14 protein-coding genes are annotated in these 17,304 nt (G+C 60.4%); 9 read left to right on the top strand and 5 right to left on the bottom strand.

Annotation, left to right across the window (positions count from 1 at the left end):
* Window positions 1-9 precede the first annotated feature (9 nt).
* The 5 genes from bamC to ypfH all read left to right on the top strand — a co-directional run bounded on the left by bamC (window position 10) and on the right by ypfH (window position 5,766).
* Window positions 10-1,044: an outer membrane protein assembly factor BamC gene (bamC, locus tag GT756_RS18465; protein ID WP_004201942.1), complete on the top strand. Its 1,035-nt coding sequence runs from the start codon at window positions 10-12 to the stop codon at window positions 1,042-1,044.
* Window positions 1,045-1,272: 228 nt separating this feature from the next.
* A complete protein-coding gene (gene purC, locus GT756_RS18460; RefSeq protein ID WP_002913801.1) occupies window positions 1,273-1,986 on the top strand; it encodes a phosphoribosylaminoimidazolesuccinocarboxamide synthase in 714 nt (237 codons plus the stop codon).
* A gap of 119 nt (window positions 1,987-2,105) precedes the next feature.
* Window positions 2,106-2,981, top strand: a complete 876-nt coding sequence (locus tag GT756_RS18455) for a neutral zinc metallopeptidase (RefSeq protein ID WP_004201945.1) — start codon at window positions 2,106-2,108, stop codon at window positions 2,979-2,981.
* A gap of 9 nt (window positions 2,982-2,990) precedes the next feature.
* Window positions 2,991-4,994, top strand: a complete 2,004-nt coding sequence (locus GT756_RS18450; RefSeq protein WP_065802928.1) for a tRNA(Met) cytidine acetyltransferase TmcA — start codon at window positions 2,991-2,993, stop codon at window positions 4,992-4,994.
* 76 nt (window positions 4,995-5,070) lie between these two features.
* The gene (gene ypfH, locus GT756_RS18445; RefSeq protein ID WP_004201952.1) at window positions 5,071-5,766 is read left to right on the top strand and encodes an esterase; all 696 of its coding nucleotides are present in this window, start codon (window positions 5,071-5,073) and stop codon (window positions 5,764-5,766) included.
* A 48-nt stretch (window positions 5,767-5,814) separates the two neighbouring features.
* Here ypfH and GT756_RS18440 read toward each other — a convergent pair whose 3' ends face one another.
* The 3 genes from GT756_RS18440 to GT756_RS18430 are packed head-to-tail and all read right to left on the bottom strand — an operon-like array spanning window position 5,815 to window position 7,529.
* A complete protein-coding gene (locus tag GT756_RS18440; RefSeq protein WP_002913768.1) occupies window positions 5,815-6,018 on the bottom strand; it encodes a YpfN family protein in 204 nt (67 codons plus the stop codon).
* A gap of 26 nt (window positions 6,019-6,044) precedes the next feature.
* Window positions 6,045-7,172 (bottom strand): succinyl-diaminopimelate desuccinylase, encoded by a 1,128-nt coding sequence (gene dapE / locus GT756_RS18435; RefSeq protein WP_004201953.1) that lies wholly within the window; start codon window positions 7,170-7,172, stop codon window positions 6,045-6,047.
* A 3-nt stretch (window positions 7,173-7,175) separates the two neighbouring features.
* On the bottom strand, window positions 7,176-7,529 hold the full coding sequence (locus tag GT756_RS18430; RefSeq protein ID WP_023290610.1) for an ArsC family reductase: 354 nt from the start codon (window positions 7,527-7,529) through the stop codon (window positions 7,176-7,178).
* Between the two features lie 366 nt (window positions 7,530-7,895).
* Here GT756_RS18430 and ypfM point away from each other — a divergent pair, with 366 nt between their 5' ends.
* Window positions 7,896-7,955 carry a protein YpfM gene (gene ypfM, locus GT756_RS18425; protein ID WP_100181659.1) on the top strand — a complete coding sequence of 20 codons (60 nt, stop codon included), beginning with the start codon at window positions 7,896-7,898 and terminating at the stop codon, window positions 7,953-7,955.
* A gap of 127 nt (window positions 7,956-8,082) precedes the next feature.
* Here ypfM and acrD read toward each other — a convergent pair whose 3' ends face one another.
* Window positions 8,083-11,196 (bottom strand): multidrug efflux RND transporter permease AcrD, encoded by a 3,114-nt coding sequence (gene acrD, locus GT756_RS18420; protein WP_017900450.1) that lies wholly within the window; start codon window positions 11,194-11,196, stop codon window positions 8,083-8,085.
* A 376-nt stretch (window positions 11,197-11,572) separates the two neighbouring features.
* Here acrD and aegA point away from each other — a divergent pair, with 376 nt between their 5' ends.
* The 3 genes from aegA to GT756_RS18405 all read left to right on the top strand — a co-directional run bounded on the left by aegA (window position 11,573) and on the right by GT756_RS18405 (window position 15,320).
* The gene (aegA, locus tag GT756_RS18415) at window positions 11,573-13,555 is read left to right on the top strand and encodes a formate-dependent uric acid utilization protein AegA (protein ID WP_160124986.1); all 1,983 of its coding nucleotides are present in this window, start codon (window positions 11,573-11,575) and stop codon (window positions 13,553-13,555) included.
* Between the two features lie 58 nt (window positions 13,556-13,613).
* A complete protein-coding gene (gene nudK / locus GT756_RS18410) occupies window positions 13,614-14,210 on the top strand; it encodes a GDP-mannose pyrophosphatase NudK (RefSeq protein ID WP_002913754.1) in 597 nt (198 codons plus the stop codon).
* 63 nt (window positions 14,211-14,273) lie between these two features.
* Complete coding sequence (locus GT756_RS18405; RefSeq protein ID WP_004201962.1) at window positions 14,274-15,320, top strand: DUF1176 domain-containing protein; 1,047 nt, start codon at window positions 14,274-14,276, stop codon at window positions 15,318-15,320.
* Here GT756_RS18405 and tkt read toward each other — a convergent pair.
* Window positions 15,310-17,304, bottom strand: a complete 1,995-nt coding sequence (gene tkt, locus GT756_RS18400) for a transketolase (protein ID WP_004201964.1) — start codon at window positions 17,302-17,304, stop codon at window positions 15,310-15,312. The genes GT756_RS18405 and tkt overlap by 11 nt on opposite strands.

Genomic DNA, 17,304 nt, shown 5'->3' with positions numbered 1-17,304 from the left:
GGAGATTTGATGGCTTACTCAGTACAGAAGTCGCGCCTGGCGAAGGTTGCGGGTGTTTCGCTGGTTCTACTCCTCGCGGCCTGTAGTTCCGACTCGCGCTATAAGCGTCAGGTGAGCGGTGATGAGGCCTATTTACAGGCGTCACCGTTGAGCGAACTTCACGCGCCGGCGGGGATGATCCTGCCGATTCAGGTGGGTGATTACAACATTCCGGTGGCCAACAGCACCGGCGCGGTTGGCAAGGCGCTGGACATTCGCCCGCCGGCGCAGCCGCTGGCATTGGTTAGCGGCGCCCGCACCCAGTTCAACGGCGATACCGCGACGCTGATGGTCGAGAACGGCCGCAGCGGTTCGCTGTGGGCGCAGGTTACCAGCATTCTTCAGTCGAAGAACTACGTTATCGCCAAGCGCGATGATGCGAGCCAGACGCTGAACACCGACTGGGTTGAGTGGAACCGTCTTGATGAAGATCAGCAGTATCGCGGTCGTTATCAAATCTCCGTCAAACCGCAGGGCTATCAGCAAGCGGTGGTGGTCAAGCTGGTGAATCTGGAGCAGGCGGGTAAACCGGTTGCCGATCCGGCGTCACTGCAGCGCTACAGCACCGCCATGCTGAACGTCATTTCGGAAGGCCTGGACATGAACGCCACCAGCGCCCAGAACGCCGCCCAGCGCAGCGCGGGCGCCACCTTCGACGTGCAGAGCGCTGCCGACGATACGGGTCTGCCGATGCTCGTTGTTCGCGCGCCGTTTAACATGGTGTGGCAGCGTCTGCCTGGCGCCCTCGAGAAAGTGGGGATGAAAGTGACCGACAGCACGCGCTCTCAGGGCAGCATGGCGCTGACCTACAAGCCGCTGTCTGACAGCAGCTGGCAGGAGCTGGGCGCACGCGACCCGCAGCTGGCCTCCGGTGACTACAAACTTCAGGTCGGCGACCTCGATAACCGCAGTAGCCTGCAGTTCATCGACCCGAAAGGCCACACCCTGACGCAGTCGCAAAATGACGCCCTGGTAGCCGTATTCCAGGCCGCATTTAACAAGTAAACGAAAGGGCTGGAGCAATCCGGCCCTTTTAATATATAGTGACGCAAACGTGTGCGTATGCACATCATCCTTCAAATTGCCTCTTTGTTGGCCGCCTTCGTTCACCCCAGTCACTTACTTTTGTAAGCTCCTGGGGATTCGCTCAGTTGCCGCCTCGATGCACTTTGAATGATTTTGTGTATAGGTGGAAACGTATTTTTAGGCTCAATATCACTGGAGTAGTGAAAGATGAAAAAGCAAGCTGAGTTGTATCGTGGTAAGGCGAAGACAGTATACAGCACCGATAATCCGGACCTGCTGGTACTGGAATTCCGTAACGATACGTCAGCAGGTGATGGCGCGCGCATCGAGCAGTTCGATCGTAAAGGCATGGTGAATAACAAGTTCAACCACTTCATTATGAGCAAACTGGCAGAAGCGGGCATCCCTACCCAGATGGAAGCGCTGCTCTCCGATACCGAATGCCTGGTAAAAAAACTGGATATGGTGCCGGTGGAGTGCGTGGTGCGTAACCGTGCGGCAGGCTCGCTGGTAAAACGTTTAGGCATTGAAGAAGGAATCGAGCTGAATCCGCCGCTGTTCGATCTGTTCCTGAAAAACGATGCCATGCACGATCCGATGGTCAACGACTCCTATTGCGAAACCTTCGGCTGGGTGAGCAAAGAGAATCTGGCGCGGATGCGCGAGCTGACCTACAAAGCCAACGACGTGCTGAAAAAGCTGTTCGATGACGCCGGTCTGATTCTGGTGGACTTTAAGCTGGAGTTTGGTCTGTTCAAAGGCGAAGTGGTCCTGGGCGATGAGTTTTCGCCGGACGGCAGCCGCCTGTGGGACAAAAACACCCTCGATAAAATGGACAAAGACCGCTTCCGCCAGAGCCTTGGCGGCCTGATCGAAGCCTACGAAGAAGTGGCTCACCGCCTGGGCGTTAAGCTCGACTAACCCGCCCGCCGCCAGAAGATGGCCTCATCTTCTGGCGTCTGTTGCTGTTTCCTGTGGTAATCCTGTGCTGAACCGCCTACGATCTCTGCTATTGATACATAACAGGGAATGAGGTGCTTATGCGCTGGCAAGGGCGTCGCGAAAGCGACAATGTTGAAGATCGACGTGGACAATCAGGCTCGCCGTTTGGCGGCGGCGGGGGCGGCGGCTTCCGTCTGCCGAGCGGGAAGGGCGGCATTGTACTGCTGATTATTGTGCTGGTGGCGGGCTACTACGGCGTGGATTTGACCGGCATGTTGACCGGCGAACCGATGCCGCAGCAGCAGACCTCCACGCAGCGCTCCATCAGTCCGAAAGACGATGAAGCGGCGAAGTTTACTTCCGTCATTCTGGCCACCACCGAAGATACCTGGGGACCGATTTTTGAAAAGATGGGCCGCCAGTACCCTCAGCCAAAGCTGGTGCTCTACCGCGGCGCGACCCGTACCGGCTGCGGTACCGGCCAGTCGGTGATGGGGCCGTTCTACTGTCCTGCCGACAGTACGGTCTATATCGACCTGTCATTCTACGATGAGATGAAAAATAAACTGGGCGCCGATGGCGACTTTGCCCAGGGGTACGTCATTGCCCATGAAGTGGGTCATCACGTACAAAAACTGCTGGGCATTGAGCCGAAGGTTCGCCAGCAACAGCAGCATGCCACCGAGGCCGAAGCCAACCGGCTGTCGGTTAAGATGGAGCTACAGGCAGACTGCTTCGCCGGCGTCTGGGGGCATAATATGCAGCAGCAGGATATTCTGGAAACCGGCGATCTGCAGGAGGCGTTAAACGCCGCCGAGGCCATCGGCGACGACCGTCTGCAGCAGCAGAGCCAGGGGCGGGTGGTACCGGACAGCTTTACCCACGGAACGTCAAAACAGCGCTACACCTGGTTCAAACGCGGTTTCGACAGCGGCGACCCGGCGCAGTGCAACACCTTCGGCAGCGCGCTGTAATCGCCCCTGATGATGGACGCGCTGCTTGACCTCACCGCGCAGATGGCGCGGGAGGGGATTCGCCGCCTGCTGGTGCTCAGCGGCGACGAGGCCTGGACGCTGCAGCAGGCGCAGGCGCTGCGGGAGCGGCTCGGCGGCGATGGCCTGTGGGTGGGCTCCGAGCCGGTTTCTGCGCCCGGCGTGGCGCCTGGCGCCCTGAAGACGCTGCTGGGGCGGGAAGTGATGCACGCCTTTTTCGATGCCCGGCGCGGGTTTGATGTGGCCGCCCTGGCGGCCCTGAGCGGTACGCTGCGGGCGGGAAGCTGGCTGGTGCTGCTGACGCCCTCTTTCGCCGACTGGCCGTCCCGGGTGGATGAGGACTCCCTGCGCTGGAGCGATACGCCCGACCCGATCTCTACCCCCAACTTTGTTCTCCGCTGCTGTCGGCAGTTTATCGCCGACCCCGAGGTGCTGCTCTGGCGGCAGTCGGACTCGCCGCGGCTCCCGCTGGCCGTCCGGCGCCCTGACTGGCATCCCGCCGATGGTCACCCGCTGGCCGAACAGGCGGCGATCCTTGGGCAATTATTGCGTCTACCGCCTGGTATCGCAGCAGTGACGGCTGAACGAGGGCGAGGCAAATCCGCCCTCGCGGGCATGCTGCTGCGCCAGCTCGCGGGCGAGGCCATTGTTACCGCCCCGACCCGCAGCGCCGTCGACGTGCTGGCGAGCTTTGCCGGCGAGGCGTTTCGCTTTATGGCTCCTGATGCGTTGCTGTCGTCGAAGGAAAAGGCGTCCTGGCTGATTGTCGATGAGGCCGCGGCTATACCGGCTCCGCTTCTCCGGCAGCTGGTTAGTCGTTTTCCCCGCACGCTACTTACCACGACGGTGCAGGGTTATGAGGGCACCGGTCGCGGGTTCCTGCTGAAATTTTGCGCCAGCCTGCCCTATCTGCAATTGTTCAGCCTGAGCGCGCCGATCCGCTGGGCCGCAGGCTGCCCGCTGGAGTCGGCCATCAGCCAGCTGCTGATCTTCAGCGATGAGGCATTTCGCGACGCGCCGACGGGGGAGGTAGTCCTGGAGGCGGTCAATCAGTCCAGCTGGCAAACGCAGCCGGCGCTGCCGGAAGCGATGTACCAGCTGTTATCCGGGGCGCATTACCGCACTTCTCCTCTCGATCTGCGGCGCATGATGGACGCTCCAGGCCAGGCTTTCCGCTGCGCTCGCGCCGGCGGTGCGGTGGCGGGCGCCCTGTGGCTGGTGGCCGAAGGGGGACTTTCTCCCGAACTCAGCCGGGCGGTGTGGGCGGGTTTTCGCCGGCCGCGGGGGAACCTGGTCGCCCAGTCGCTGGCGGCGCATGGCGGCAGTCCCCTGGCGGCGACGCTGCGCGGGCTGCGGGTCAGTCGGATCGCCGTCCACCCCGCCCGCCAGCGCGAAGGGCTGGGGCAACAGATGATTGCCGATATCGCCGCCGATGCCGCAGGTTATGATTATCTCTCCGTCAGCTTTGGCTATACCCCTGAGCTGTGGCGCTTCTGGCAACGCTGTGGGTTTATTCTCGTGCGGCTGGGCACCCATCGCGAGGCCAGCAGCGGGTGCTATACCGCGATGGCTCTGTTCCCGCTGACTGCAGCGGGGCATCAGCTTGCGCAACGGGAGGCACAGCGGCTACAGCGTGATGAATACTGGCTGCGCCCGTGGCGGCAAGCGTCCGCGCCGCTGCCGGCCGTTTCAGGGGCTATGCTTAGTGATGAGGACTGGCTGGAAGCGGCGAGCTTTGCCTTCGCCCATCGCCCGCTGGCCGCGGCGCTGGGTTGCCTCAATCGCCTGCTGTTGCAGGTCGACATCCCGTTGCCGGCCCTGCGCGGGCGTCTGCAGGGGGAAGAAGAGGCCGAACTCTGCGCCGCGCTGCAGCTAACAGGGCGTAAAGCCCTGCTGGCGAGATGGCGTCAGGAGGCCGCTGACGCCTTGCGCTTCCTCGATGCAGCGCGCGCCGAGGCGCTGCATCAGCAGGTGGCGAACCTGCAATTTTTTTAACTAACTCATTCAGTTAAATGGCATGGTCATATCTGGCGAGCGGCGTACACTGCCCGCATACACTAAGGAGACAGCCATGAAACACGATCATTTTATTGTTCAAAGCCCTGCGACGCCTGCGCAACAGCTGTTGCTGCTGTTTCATGGCGTGGGGGATAACCCGGTCTCCATGGGGCAAATTGGCAGCTGGTTCGCGCCGCAGTTTCCTGATGCGCTGATCGTGAGCATTGGCGGGGTGGAGCCTTGCGGTCCTGACGGTCGGCAGTGGTTTTCGGTGCAGGGAGTGACGGAAGAAAATCGTCAGCAGCGTATCGACGCCATTATGCCGACCTTTATTGAAATTGTGCGCTACTGGCAGGAAAAGAGCGGCATCAGCCCACTGGCCACCGCGCTGATCGGCTTCTCTCAGGGGGCGATCATGTCGCTGGAGAGCATCAAAGCAGCGCCGGATCTGGCTTCGCGGGTGATCGCCTTTAATGGCCGCTATGCGACGCTGCCGGTTACCGCAACGACGGCCACCACCATTCACCTGATCCACGGTGGTGACGATCGGGTTATCGATCTGGCGTGGGCGGTGTCGGCACAGGAGGCGCTGTTGCAGGCGGGGGGCGACGTGACCTTAGATATTGTGGACGATCTGGGGCATGCCATTGACGATCGCAGCATGCAGTTCGCGATCGAGCGACTGCGCTACACCGTGCCGAAGCACTATTTTGATGAGGCGCTGAGCGGCAGTACGCCGAAAGGGGACGATATCATCGAAATGCTGTAACCCCGGCGGGCGGGGTTACAGGCGGGCGCTACCGCGATAACGGCAAACTTACGGTTTCTTCGACTGGTCGTGCTTCGGCCAGTCGTCGTCATCGTCCCATTTATCGTTAAAATCACGGTGCGGCGGCAGATCGGGTTTGTTGTTGAGGAATTTTTTGTGGTCAACGCGGTTTAGATCTTTAATCACGTTGATAATTACCCCCACCAAAAAGACCAGCACCAGAATCCACCAGTGTTTAATAAGCCATTCCATGCGCGCTTCCTCTTTACGTCAGTACGTCAGGCGACCAGCTGTTCCATTACGCGTTGATACATCCGCGCCAGCAACTGCAGGTCGGCGGCGTTCACACATTCATTAATTTTGTGAATTGTGGCGTTCACGGGGCCCAGCTCAACCACCTGCGCCCCCATGCGCGCGATAAACCGTCCGTCTGAGGTGCCGCCGTTGGTTAACAGCTGCGGTTTGATCTCATTATAGTGCTCAATGGCATTGACGACCGCATCCACCAGCTTGCCCCGTCCGGTAAGGAACGGCTGTCCGGAGAGCCACCACTCCACGCTGTAACGCAGCTGGTATTTTTCCAGCAGGGCGACCACCCGGGCTTTGATCGTCTCGTCAGTCAGTTCCGTACTGAAGCGGAAGTTGAACTGGACGAACATATCGCCAGGGATCACGTTGTTGCTGCCGGTACCGGACTGCACGTTGGCAATCTGCATGCTGGTCGGCGGGAAGTATTCATTGCCTTTATCCCACTCGATATTGACCAGCTCCGCCAGCATCGGCGCGGCGCGATGGACGGGGTTATCGGCAAGGTGCGGATAGGCGACATGGCCCTGTACGCCGTGAATGGTCAGGTTGCAGGTCAGCGAGCCGCGGCGGCCGTTTTTCACCACATCGCCGACCACTTCGGTACTGGAGGGTTCGCCGACCAGACAGTAGTCCAGACGCTCGTTACGCGCCATCAGCGTCTCCACCACTTTGACGGTGCCGTTTTTCGCGCTGGCCTCTTCATCAGAGGTGATCAAAAACGCCAGTCGGCCCCGGTGGTTCGGGTACTGCGCGACAAAACGCTCTGCGGCAACCACCATCGCCGCCAGCGAGCCTTTCATATCCGCCGCCCCGCGGCCAAACAGCATCCCGTCGCGGATGGTGGGTTCGAACGGGGGGTTGATCCAGCGGTCGGCGTCGCCTGCCGGGACCACGTCGGTGTGGCCGGCGAAGGCCAGCGTCTCGCCGTGGCCGCGCCAGGCCCAGAAGTTCTGCGTATCGCCGAAATCCATCGGTTCAACGGTAAAGCCGATCGCACGCAGGCGTTCAATCATTAACGCCTGGCATCCCGCATCATCGGGGCTAAGGGAAGGGCGGCGAATAAGCTGCTGAGCCAGCTCAATGACCGGGCAAGACATAGACTATACCTCGTTAAACTGCTGATAACTTGCTTCACTAAAACCCAGCAGCATAGGACGACCGGGCGCGCAGAGCAATGGGCGTTTGATGATCGCCGGCATTTCCAGCATCAATGCGGCGGCGGCATCGGCATTATCGATGCTGTTGCGCAGCGATTCGTCCAGTTTGCGCCAGGTGGTGCCGCGGGTGTTCAGCAGCGCCTGCCAGCCCAGTTCGGCAATAAAGGTATCCAGTTGCGCGCGGTCGAGGCCATCGGCGCGGTAGTCATGGAAGCGATAGTCAATCTGATGTGCTTCCAGCCAGCGGCGGGCTTTTTTAATGGTATCGCAGTTTTTAATTCCGTACATGGTGAGCATAGATAAACCTTTAACATTCAATTAAGCGGTTAACTCAGATATTTCCGAATATATAAGCCTTATTGAAATAATACGTGATTCAGATGAATAAATATAACTTTTTACCAGGCAATTCATGCAATGCGTTAGGGTGATTAAAATTCGCCCAGCCGCGGGCATGATGTGAGGGCATTAACAATATTACGAAAATGTTGCTTGATGGTGCTCTGCATCACATAATTTTTACATACGAGACGGCATAGTGGCGGCAACCAGAGGTTTTATCTCTGTCAGCGGTCCACAAGACAATCAGAGCAATAGGGGAGCACAACTTCCCATCAGCAATGAAGTTATATAGAATCGACCATAATAATAAGAGAGGCTATTATGATTGAACATGAACTGGGGAACTGGAAAGATTTTATTGAAGGCATGCTTCGTAAATAAATTTCCGCAATGTGAGCAGGGGAATAACGCGACGTAAATAAGCGCGTCATAGTTCTGAACACATAAAGAAGGCGACCATCCAGGTCGCCTTTTCTGTTATTACGGCTCGCCGCCCACGTCCGAGGGTTTATTGCGGACGCTCCTTCAGCGGAAAGCGGCGACGCACCAGCACAAAGAACAGCGGTACGAAAAAGATGGCCAGCACGGTGGCGGAGATCATCCCGCCCATCACCCCGGTGCCGACCGCATGCTGGCTGCCGGAACCGGCGCCGGTGCTGGTGGCCATCGGCAGCACGCCGAAGATAAACGCCAGCGAGGTCATCAGGATAGGGCGCAGGCGCTGACGGCAGGCCGACAGCGTGGCGCTGAGCAGATCCTGGCCTTTCTCGTTAAGCTCATTGGCGAACTCGACGATCAGAATGGCGTTTTTCGCCGACAGGCCGATCACCGTCAACAGGCCCACCTGAAAATAAACGTCATTCTCCAGGCCGCGCATCCAGGTCGCCAGCAGAGCGCCAATCACCCCGAGCGGAACCACCAGCATCACCGAGAACGGCACCGACCAGCTCTCGTACAGCGCCGCCAGGCACAGGAACACCACCAGCAGGGAAATCGCGTACAGGGCCGGCGCCTGAGCGCCGGAGAGGCGTTCCTGATAGGACATGGCGGTCCATTCGAGGCCAAAGCCGGTCGGCAGCTGCGCGGCCAGCTTCTCCATCATGTCCATCGCGGTACCGGTACTGATGCCCGGCGCCGCTTCACCGACGATCTCCACCGCCGAGTAGCCATTGTAGCGCTCCAGGCGCGGCGAACCGGTCTCCCAGTGCGAGGTGGCGAAGGCCGAGAACGGCACCATCGTGCCGCTGCTGTTGCGGACGTACCAGAGATTGATATCGTCAGGCAGCATCCGATATTTCGCCGCCGCCTGGACGTAGACTTTCTTCACCCTCCCGCGATCCATAAAGTCGTTGACGTAGCTCGACCCCCAGGCGGTTTGCAGCGTATCGTTGATGTCATCAATGGAGACGCCCAGCGCCTGAGCTTTACGCTGATCGATATCGACCTGCAGCTGCGGGCTGTCGTCGAGCCCGTTATGCCGGACGCGGGTCAACAGCGGGTTTTTAGCCGCCAGCTCAAGCAGCGTATCGCGCGCCGCCATCAGCGCATCGTGCCCCTTACCGGCGTGATCTTCCAGCTCCATGTCGAAGCCTGCCGAACTGCCGAGGCCGCTGATTGCCGGCGGGCTGCTGGCGATGACCCGGGCTTCGTTGATCTGATTAAACGCTTTGGTGGCGCGTTCAATAATGGCAAAGGAGGAGCCGGTTTGCGGATCGCGCTGGTCCCAGTCTTTGAGGCGCACAAACATGCGGGCTACGTTCTGCCCGTTGCCGCCGGGGCCGGAGCCAACGGTAGCAAACACTGACTCGACGTTCTGCTTCTCGTTATTGAGGAAGTAATCTTCCGCTTTCTGTACCACTTTCAGCGTCTGCTGTTGGGTGCTGCCGCTCGGCAACTGTACCGAGGTGGTGAACATCCCCCGATCCTCCAGCGGCAGGAACGAAGTGGGCAGATGCAGGAACAAGAACACCATCCCGCCGAGCAGGACGATGTAGATCAGCATCCAGCGCAGCGAGCGGTGAAGGATCTTGCCGACGAAAGTTTCATAGCGGCTGGCGCTGCGGTTAAAGGTGCGGTTGAACCAGCCGAAGAAGCCTTTTCGCTCATGGGATTCACCTGGTTTAATCGGCTTGAGCAGGGTAGCGCAAAGGGCCGGGGTGAGGATCATGGCCACCAGCACCGAGAGGACCATCGCCGCGACAATCGTAATAGAGAACTGGCGATAGATAGCGCCGGTGGTGCCGCCGAAGAAGGCCATCGGCACAAACACCGCCGACAGCACCATCGCGATCCCCACCAGCGCGCCCTGAATTTGTCCCATAGATTTGCGGGTGGCTTCCCGCGGCGACAGGCCTTCCTCGCTCATGATGCGCTCAACGTTCTCCACCACCACGATGGCGTCATCCACCAGCAGGCCGATCGCCAGCACCATCGCGAACATCGTCAGGGTGTTGATGCTGTAACCACAGGCATAGAGCACCGCGAAGGTGCCCATCAGCACCACCGGTACGGCGATGGTCGGGATCAGAGTGGCGCGGAAGTTCTGCAGGAAAAGATACATCACGAGGAAAACCAGCAGGATCGCCTCCAGCAGGGTTTTCACCACGTCGGTAATAGAAGCCTTCACGAAGGAGGTGGTCTCGTAGGCGACTTTATATTCCAGCCCGTGCGGGAAATACTGCGAGAGCTCATTGAGGCGAGCGATCACGCGCTCCGCGGTGGCCATTTCGTTGGCGCCGGAGGCGAGCTTAATTCCCAGGCCAGAGGCGGCCTGGCGATTGTAGCGGCTAAGATAGTCATACTTCTCCGCCCCCATCTCCACGGTAGCGACATCGCCGAGGGTCACCTCTGAGCCATCCTGATTGACGCGCAGGGTGATATTGCGGAACTGTTCGGGGGTTTGCAGCAGAGATTGCGCGTTGATGGTGGCGTTCAGCGCCTGCTTATCCACGGAAGGCGTGCCGCCGAGCTGGCCGACGGCAATCTGGGCGTTCTGCGAACTAATAGCGTCGGTAACATCCTTGGTGGTCAGCTGGAAGCTATTGAGCTTTGCCGGATCGAGCCAGATGCGCATTGAGTATTGCGAGCCGTAGGCGTCGATATCCCCCACGCCGTTGACGCGACTGAGCGGGTCCTGAATGTTACTGGCGACGTAGTCGGCGATATCCTGTTTATCCATACTGCCGTCGGTGGAGACGAAGGCGAGGGTCAGGATATTGGTATCGCCGGTCTTGCGTACCGTAACCCCCTGGTTTTGCACCGCCTGCGGCAGTTTACGCATCGCCGACTGCAGCTGGTTTTGCACCTGCTGTACCGCTTCGTCCGGGTCGGTACCGGCGGTAAAACTGAGGGTGATGGTCGCCTGGCCGGTGGCGCTGCTCTGGGATGACATATACATCAGGTTATCGAGGCCGGTCATATTCTGTTCGATAACCTGGGTGACGGTATTCTCCAGGGTTTGTGCGGAGGCGCCAGGATAGTTGGCTGTAACCCGTACATTCGGCGGGGCCAGATCGGGATACTGTTCAACTGGCAGCGACAAAATGGCAAGGGTGCCCGTCAGGCATAACAGGATTGCCAGCACCCACGCAAAAATGGGGCGATCGATAAAGAAATTCGCCATCAGAATGAAAACCTCATATGCACATGTTCTTGTTATTGCACAGCCTGTGCCACTTTAGCGCCAGCGCCTCCGGCAATCGTGGAGAAATTAAGGAGATAGTGTAATTTATCATGTTGCTTTTGCCGTATCGTAAAGAAACATCGACCTTTCGTGCCGCCAGGTCGGCCACACCGCTTCGCCCGCCGCACCCGGGGACGCATTATCCCTTGCCGGTGTGAAACCTGATTTCATATAAGTCAAAAAAATTGATCCAAAACGGATTCTTTCCAGAAAAAGGGTATCCTGGGCAAATGAACATTGTTCCGGCCTCGTCTTGTCGGGTAATAAATAGGCATGCGCATTAAGGGGTTATTCACCAATAAGACAAAAGGAAGCCATGAACCACTTTATATTGAGCGATAGCCGAAAATGTATCGGTTGCCAGGCCTGCGAAGTGGCCTGCGTAATGGCGCATAACGAGGAGCAACATGCGCTGACCCCGCAGCGCTTTTTGCCACGTATCACCGTGATTAAAGCAGAGGGGCAGCGTAACGCCATCACCTGCCGCCATTGCGAAGACGCCCCCTGCCTCCGCAGCTGCCCCAACGGCGCCATCGCCCAGACTGGCGACAGCGTTCAGGTCTGTCAGGAGAAATGCATTGGCTGTAAATCCTGCATGGTGGCCTGCCCGTTCGGGGTGGTGGAGGTGGTGGTGACGCCGCAGGCCGCAGGCCAGGTGAAAGCCGGCGCGCAGAAATGCGATCTGTGCGCGGGCCGCGAGGCGGGACCGGCCTGTGTGGAAAACTGTCCGGCGCAGGCGCTGACCCTCGCCGACGATGAGACATTGACCACGATGGCCAGGCAGCGGCGTCTGCGTTCGGCCTGCCAGGAGGCGCAGCCGTGGCAGCGCGGCGCGGCCCCCGCCAGACAGCCCGACGCCGGCGAGAAGGTCAGGCAGATGGCGATGACGCCGCCGCGCGGAGAGCCGGATAAGCTGCCGGCGGAGGTGCGCAAGAACCACTTTGAGGAGATCTATCAGCCGTTCAGCCCGACCCAGGCCCGGCAGCAGGCCGCCCGCTGCCTGAAATGTGGAGAACACAGCATCTGTGAATGGACCTGCCCGCTACATAACACTATTCCGCAGTGGGTCGAGCTGGTGAAGGCAGGGGATATCGCCGCCGCGGTCGCCCTGTCCCATCAGACCAACTGTCTGCCGGAGATCACCGGCCGCGTCTGCCCCCAGGACCGGCTGTGTGAGGGCGCCTGCACCCTGCGCGAGGAAAGCGGTGCGGTCACCATCGGCAATATTGAGCGATTTATATCCGACCAGGCGCTGGCCAGCGGCTGGCGTCCGGACCTCTCGCAGATTAAGCCGAACGGTAAACGGGTGGCGATTATCGGCGCCGGGCCGGCCGGTCTGGCCTGCGCCGATGTGCTGGTGCGCCACGGCGTGCAGCCGGTGGTCTTTGACCGTCATCCGGAGATCGGCGGTCTGCTGACCTTCGGCATTCCGGCGTTCAAGCTGGATAAGTCGCTGCTGACCCGGCGGCGGGCGATTTTCAGCGAGATGGGCGTCCGCTTTGAGCTCAACTGCGAGGTGGGGAAAGATATCCCTCTGGCGACGCTGCTGGCCGAGTATGACGCGGTGTTCGTCGGCGCCGGAACCTATCGCTCCATGAAGGCCTGCCTGCCGAATGAAGAGGCCCCCGGGGTCTACGATGCGCTGCCGTTTCTTATCGCCAACACCAAACAGGTGATGGGGCTGGCGGAATCGGCGCAGGAGCCTTATGTCAACACCGCCGGGCTGAACGTGGTGGTGCTGGGGGGCGGCGATACGGCAATGGACTGCGTGCGTACCGCGCTGCGCCATGGCGCCCGCCAGGTGACCTGCGCCTATCGGCGGGATGAAGCCAACATGCCGGGCTCGAAAAAAGAGGTCAAAAACGCCCGCGAAGAGGGAGCGCTTTTTGAGTTTAACGTCCAGCCGGTGACGCTTGAGCTGGACGAGAACGGGCGGGTGAACGGGGTTCGCTTTTTGCGCACCGAGCTGGGTGCTCCGGACGCCGGGGGAAGACGCCGCCCGACGCCGATCCCCGGCAGCGAGTTTGTTATGCCGGCAGATGCGGTGATCATGGCCTTTGGCTTCCACCCGCACCGCATGCCCTGGCTGGAAGCTGCGGGGGTGGCACTGGACAGCCAGGGGCGTATTAAAGCCGGAGTGGAGAGCCGTTACCGTTATCAGACCAGCCAGGAGAAGATTTTTGCCGGCGGCGATGCCGTGCGCGGCGCCGACCTGGTGGTGACGGCGATGGCGGAAGGCCGTCACGCGGCGCAGGGGATCCTTGACTACCTGGGGCTGAAAACGACGCCGCTTCACTGACGACAAATCCGGCTCCGCAGCGTAGTATGAGGGCGTCCTTTTACGCTGTGGGGTCGGTATGTCACTCAATATTCACGTCATTAAAGATAAAATCCTCTCTGAGAACTGGTTCGTACTACGCAACATGACCTATGAGCTGACGCGGGCGGACGGCAGCGTGGTGCGCCACAAGCGCGAGGTCTACGATCGCGGCAATGGCGCCACCGTGCTGCTCTATAACCGCCATAAGCAGACGGTGGTCCTGGTGCGTCAGTTTCGGGTCGCCACCTGGGTCAATGGCAATCATGACGGCATGCTGATTGAAACCTGCGCCGGGCTGCTGGACAACGACGAGCCGGAGGCCTGCATTCGTAAAGAGGCAGTGGAAGAGACCGGCTATGAAGTGGGCGAGGTGCGAAAGCTGTTTGAGCTGTTTATGTCGCCAGGGGGCGTCACCGAAGTGGTGCATTTCTTTATCGCTGAGTACAGCGACGCGCAGCGAACGACCAGCGGCGGCGGGGTGGATGACGAAGCCATCGAGGTGCTGGAGCTGCCCTTTAGCCAGGCGCTGCAGATGGTCGCTGACGGGGAGATCCGCGACGGGAAAGCGGTCATTCTGCTGCAGTATTTGCAAACCTCTGGCCTGATGTCGGGGAACTCTGACAAATCCGATTGAGTCAGCGGCTGCCGTTGTCCAGGATAGGCGCCGTGGTTGGGTTTATCTGGGGTCGGGCGGTTCATGCTTTTTCGCATCATTTTTTTCCTCTTTCTGGCGGTGCTGCCTTGCTCACAGGCATGGTCGGCACCGGCGCAGCAGCGCTTCAACGACTGGCAGGTCACCTGTAATAACCAAAACTTCTGCGTCACCCGCAACGTGGGGCTGCATTATGGTCTGGTGATGACCCTCAGCCGCAGCGCCGGGGCGGCTACTGATGCCAGCCTGCGTATCGAACTGGGCGGCACCGGCAATCCGGTGGCGACGCTCGCGCCGATAGCGCCGCGCCTGCTGCTGGATGGTAAACCGCTGTCCCTGACCGACAAGCGCTGGCGCATTGAAGATAAACTCATTAAAACTGACGACAGCGTGACGATCGATGCGTTCCTCCAGCGGGTACAGGAGGGAAAAACCCTCTCGTTGGCCAACGGCCTGCAGACTATCTCCCTGCAGGGGCTGAAAGCGGCCCTGTTTTTTATCGACGCCCGGCAAAAGCGGGTGGGCAGCGAAACGGCCTGGGTTGGCAAAGGGGAGGAGCCGCCGCTCAGCGTACCGCCGGCGCCGGCGCTGCGCGCGGTGGCGAGCGCAGACATGGCGCAGTCGCCGCTGGGGCGTGATGAGCTCAACGATCTGATGGACTATGGCAATGAGCGGATGAGCAACAGTAACTGCTCCCTCGATCCGTTCCGCCGCGAAATTCGCGTCACTGCCCTGACGGATGACAAAGTGCTGCTGATGACCAGCTGCGAATCCGGGGCGTACAACACCGTCTGGCTGGCCTGGCTGGTCTCCCGCCAGCGCCCGTATGTCGCCCGCCAGGTGCGGCTAACGCTGCCATTTCAGCCGCCGGGCGAGGCGCCGCGGGAGATAGAGCTTATTAACGCCAGCTATGATGACCGCCGCCATGAGCTGGTGACCCTGGACAAGGGGCGCGCGTCTGGCGATTGCGGGATCCAGACCCGCTGGCGTTTTGACGGCCAGCGGTTCAGCCTCTCCCGCTACGCGCAGCAGCCGACGTGCGACAACTGGCAGGGGCCAGACGCCTGGCCCACGCTGTGGATCACCCGTTAAGCACCTGTTCGGCGGTGGCGACGATATGGTCGACCGTAAAGCCAAAGAACGGGAACAGCTGCTCCGCCGGGGCGGATTCACCGTAGCCGGTCATGCCGACAATCTTGCCTTTTAAGCCGACATATTTATACCAGTAGTCCGCTATCCCGGCCTCGACCGCCACCCGGGCGCTGACGTCCGACGGCAGCACCGACTCGCGCCAGGCCTCGTCCTGAGCGTCAAACACATCGGTGGAGGGGAGCGAAACCACTCGCACATTCACCCCGTTGGCCAACAATTTTTCCGCCGCCAGGACGGTGATCTCCACTTCCGAGCCGGTGGCGATGAGGATCAGGTCGGGTTTGCCTCCGGCATCCTTCAGCACGTAGCCGCCCCGGGCGATATCCTGCACCTGTTGCGGGGTGCGCGGCATCTGCGCCAGGTTTTGTCGCGACAGGATCAGCGCCGTCGGTCCGCCCTGACGCGCGATGGCCGCCTGCCAGGCGACAGCGGTCTCCACCTGGTCGCATGGGCGCCAGGTGCTGAAGTTGGGCGTCAGCCGCAGACTGGCCAGCTGTTCCACCGCCTGGTGGGTCGGACCGTCTTCCCCCAGACCGATGGAGTCATGGGTATAGACCATGATCTGCCGGGCCTTCATCAGCGCCGCCATGCGCGCGGCGTTGCGGGCGTATTCCACAAACATCAGGAAGGTCGAGGTATAGGGGATGAATCCCCCGTGTAGGGCGATGCCGTTGGCCACCGCGGTCATGCCGAATTCGCGCACGCCGTAGTGAATATAGTTGCCCGCGGCATCCTCTTTAATCGATGTCGAGCCAGACCATATGGTCAGGTTACTCGGCGCCAGATCCGCCGAACCGCCCAGCAGCTCCGGGAGGTGCGGGCCATACGCGTTCAGCGCGTTCTGCGAGGCTTTCCGGCTGGCGATCTTCGCCGGCTCGGCCTGCAGCTTCGCCACGTAGTCGCGGGCGGTCGCGGCAAAATCCTCCGGCAGGGCGCCATCCATGCGGCGGGTCAGCTCAGCGGCCAGCTCCGGGAACTGCTGCCGGTAGGCGGCGAATTTCTCGTTCCAGTCGTGCTCGGCTTTTTCGCCGCGTGGACGCGCATCCCAGCCCTGATAGATCTCTTTCGGGATCTCAAAGGGGGGATGTTTCCAGCCCAGCTGCTGGCGGGCCAGGGCCACCTCTTTTTCACCCAGCGCCGCGCCGTGCGACTCCTCTGAGCCGGCTTTGTTGGGCGAACCGAAGCCGATGATGGTCCGACAAATGATCAGCGACGGCTTATCTTTCACCGCCTGCGCTTCCGTAATGGCCTGTTTGATGGCCTGCGGATCGTGGCCGTCAATGTCGCCGATCACGTGCCAGTGGTAGGCGCGGAAACGTTCTGCCGTATCATCGGTAAACCAGCCGTCGGTTTTGCCGTCGATGGAGATGCCGTTGTGGTCGTAAAAACCGATCAGCTTGCCCAGTCCGAGCGTGCCTGCCAGCGAACAGGCCTCATGGGAGATCCCCTCCATCAGACAACCATCGCCCATGAAAACCCAGGTGTGATGGTCGATAATCTCATGACCGGGGCGGTTAAACTGCGCCGCCAGGGTGCGTTCGGCGATGGCCATACCGACGGCGTTCGCCAGCCCCTGGCCCAGCGGGCCGGTGGTGGTCTCCACCCCGGGGGTATAGCCATGCTCCGGGTGACCCGGCGTTTTAGAGTGCAGCTGGCGGAACTGCTTCAGCTCTGACAGCGGCAGATCGTAGCCGGACAGGTGCAGCAGACTGTAGAGCAGCATCGACGCGTGGCCGTTGGACAGAATAAAACGGTCGCGGTCCACCCAGCCAGGGTTCTGCGGATTGTGCTTGAGAAAATCGTTCCACAGCACTTCGGCAATGTCTGCCATCCCCATTGGCGCACCGGGGTGGCCGGAATTGGCTTTCTGCACCGCGTCCATGCTCAGGGCGCGGATGGCGTTGGCAAGCTCTCTTCGGGACAT

The sequence above is a fragment of the Klebsiella sp. Q2 genome (assembly GCF_009900705.1).
Classification (GTDB): Bacteria; Pseudomonadota; Gammaproteobacteria; order Enterobacterales; family Enterobacteriaceae; genus Klebsiella; species Klebsiella quasipneumoniae.
Note: the sequence above shows the minus strand (reverse complement) of the source record. Positions and strands in the feature narration are given on the sequence as shown.

Excerpts from the sequence above, each read along its gene's own strand:
- dapE (WP_004201953.1), bottom strand. The coding sequence starts at position 7,172 with ATGTCTTGCCCGGTCATTGAGCTGGCTCAGCAGCTTATTCGCCGCCCT.
- GT756_RS18440 (WP_002913768.1), bottom strand. The coding sequence starts at position 6,018 with ATGGAATGGCTTATTAAACACTGGTGGATTCTGGTGCTGGTCTTTTTG.
- tkt (WP_004201964.1), bottom strand. The coding sequence starts at position 17,304 with ATGTCCCGAAGAGAGCTTGCCAACGCCATCCGCGCCCTGAGCATGGAC.
- ypfH (WP_004201952.1), top strand. The coding sequence starts at position 5,071 with ATGAAACACGATCATTTTATTGTTCAAAGCCCTGCGACGCCTGCGCAA.
- GT756_RS18405 (WP_004201962.1), top strand. The coding sequence starts at position 14,274 with ATGCTTTTTCGCATCATTTTTTTCCTCTTTCTGGCGGTGCTGCCTTGC.
- purC (WP_002913801.1), top strand. The coding sequence starts at position 1,273 with ATGAAAAAGCAAGCTGAGTTGTATCGTGGTAAGGCGAAGACAGTATAC.
- bamC (WP_004201942.1), top strand. The coding sequence starts at position 10 with ATGGCTTACTCAGTACAGAAGTCGCGCCTGGCGAAGGTTGCGGGTGTT.
- nudK (WP_002913754.1), top strand. The coding sequence starts at position 13,614 with ATGTCACTCAATATTCACGTCATTAAAGATAAAATCCTCTCTGAGAAC.
- GT756_RS18430 (WP_023290610.1), bottom strand. The coding sequence starts at position 7,529 with ATGCTCACCATGTACGGAATTAAAAACTGCGATACCATTAAAAAAGCC.
- aegA (WP_160124986.1), top strand. The coding sequence starts at position 11,573 with ATGAACCACTTTATATTGAGCGATAGCCGAAAATGTATCGGTTGCCAG.
- GT756_RS18455 (WP_004201945.1), top strand. The coding sequence starts at position 2,106 with ATGCGCTGGCAAGGGCGTCGCGAAAGCGACAATGTTGAAGATCGACGT.
- acrD (WP_017900450.1), bottom strand. The coding sequence starts at position 11,196 with ATGGCGAATTTCTTTATCGATCGCCCCATTTTTGCGTGGGTGCTGGCA.
- GT756_RS18450 (WP_065802928.1), top strand. The coding sequence starts at position 2,991 with ATGATGGACGCGCTGCTTGACCTCACCGCGCAGATGGCGCGGGAGGGG.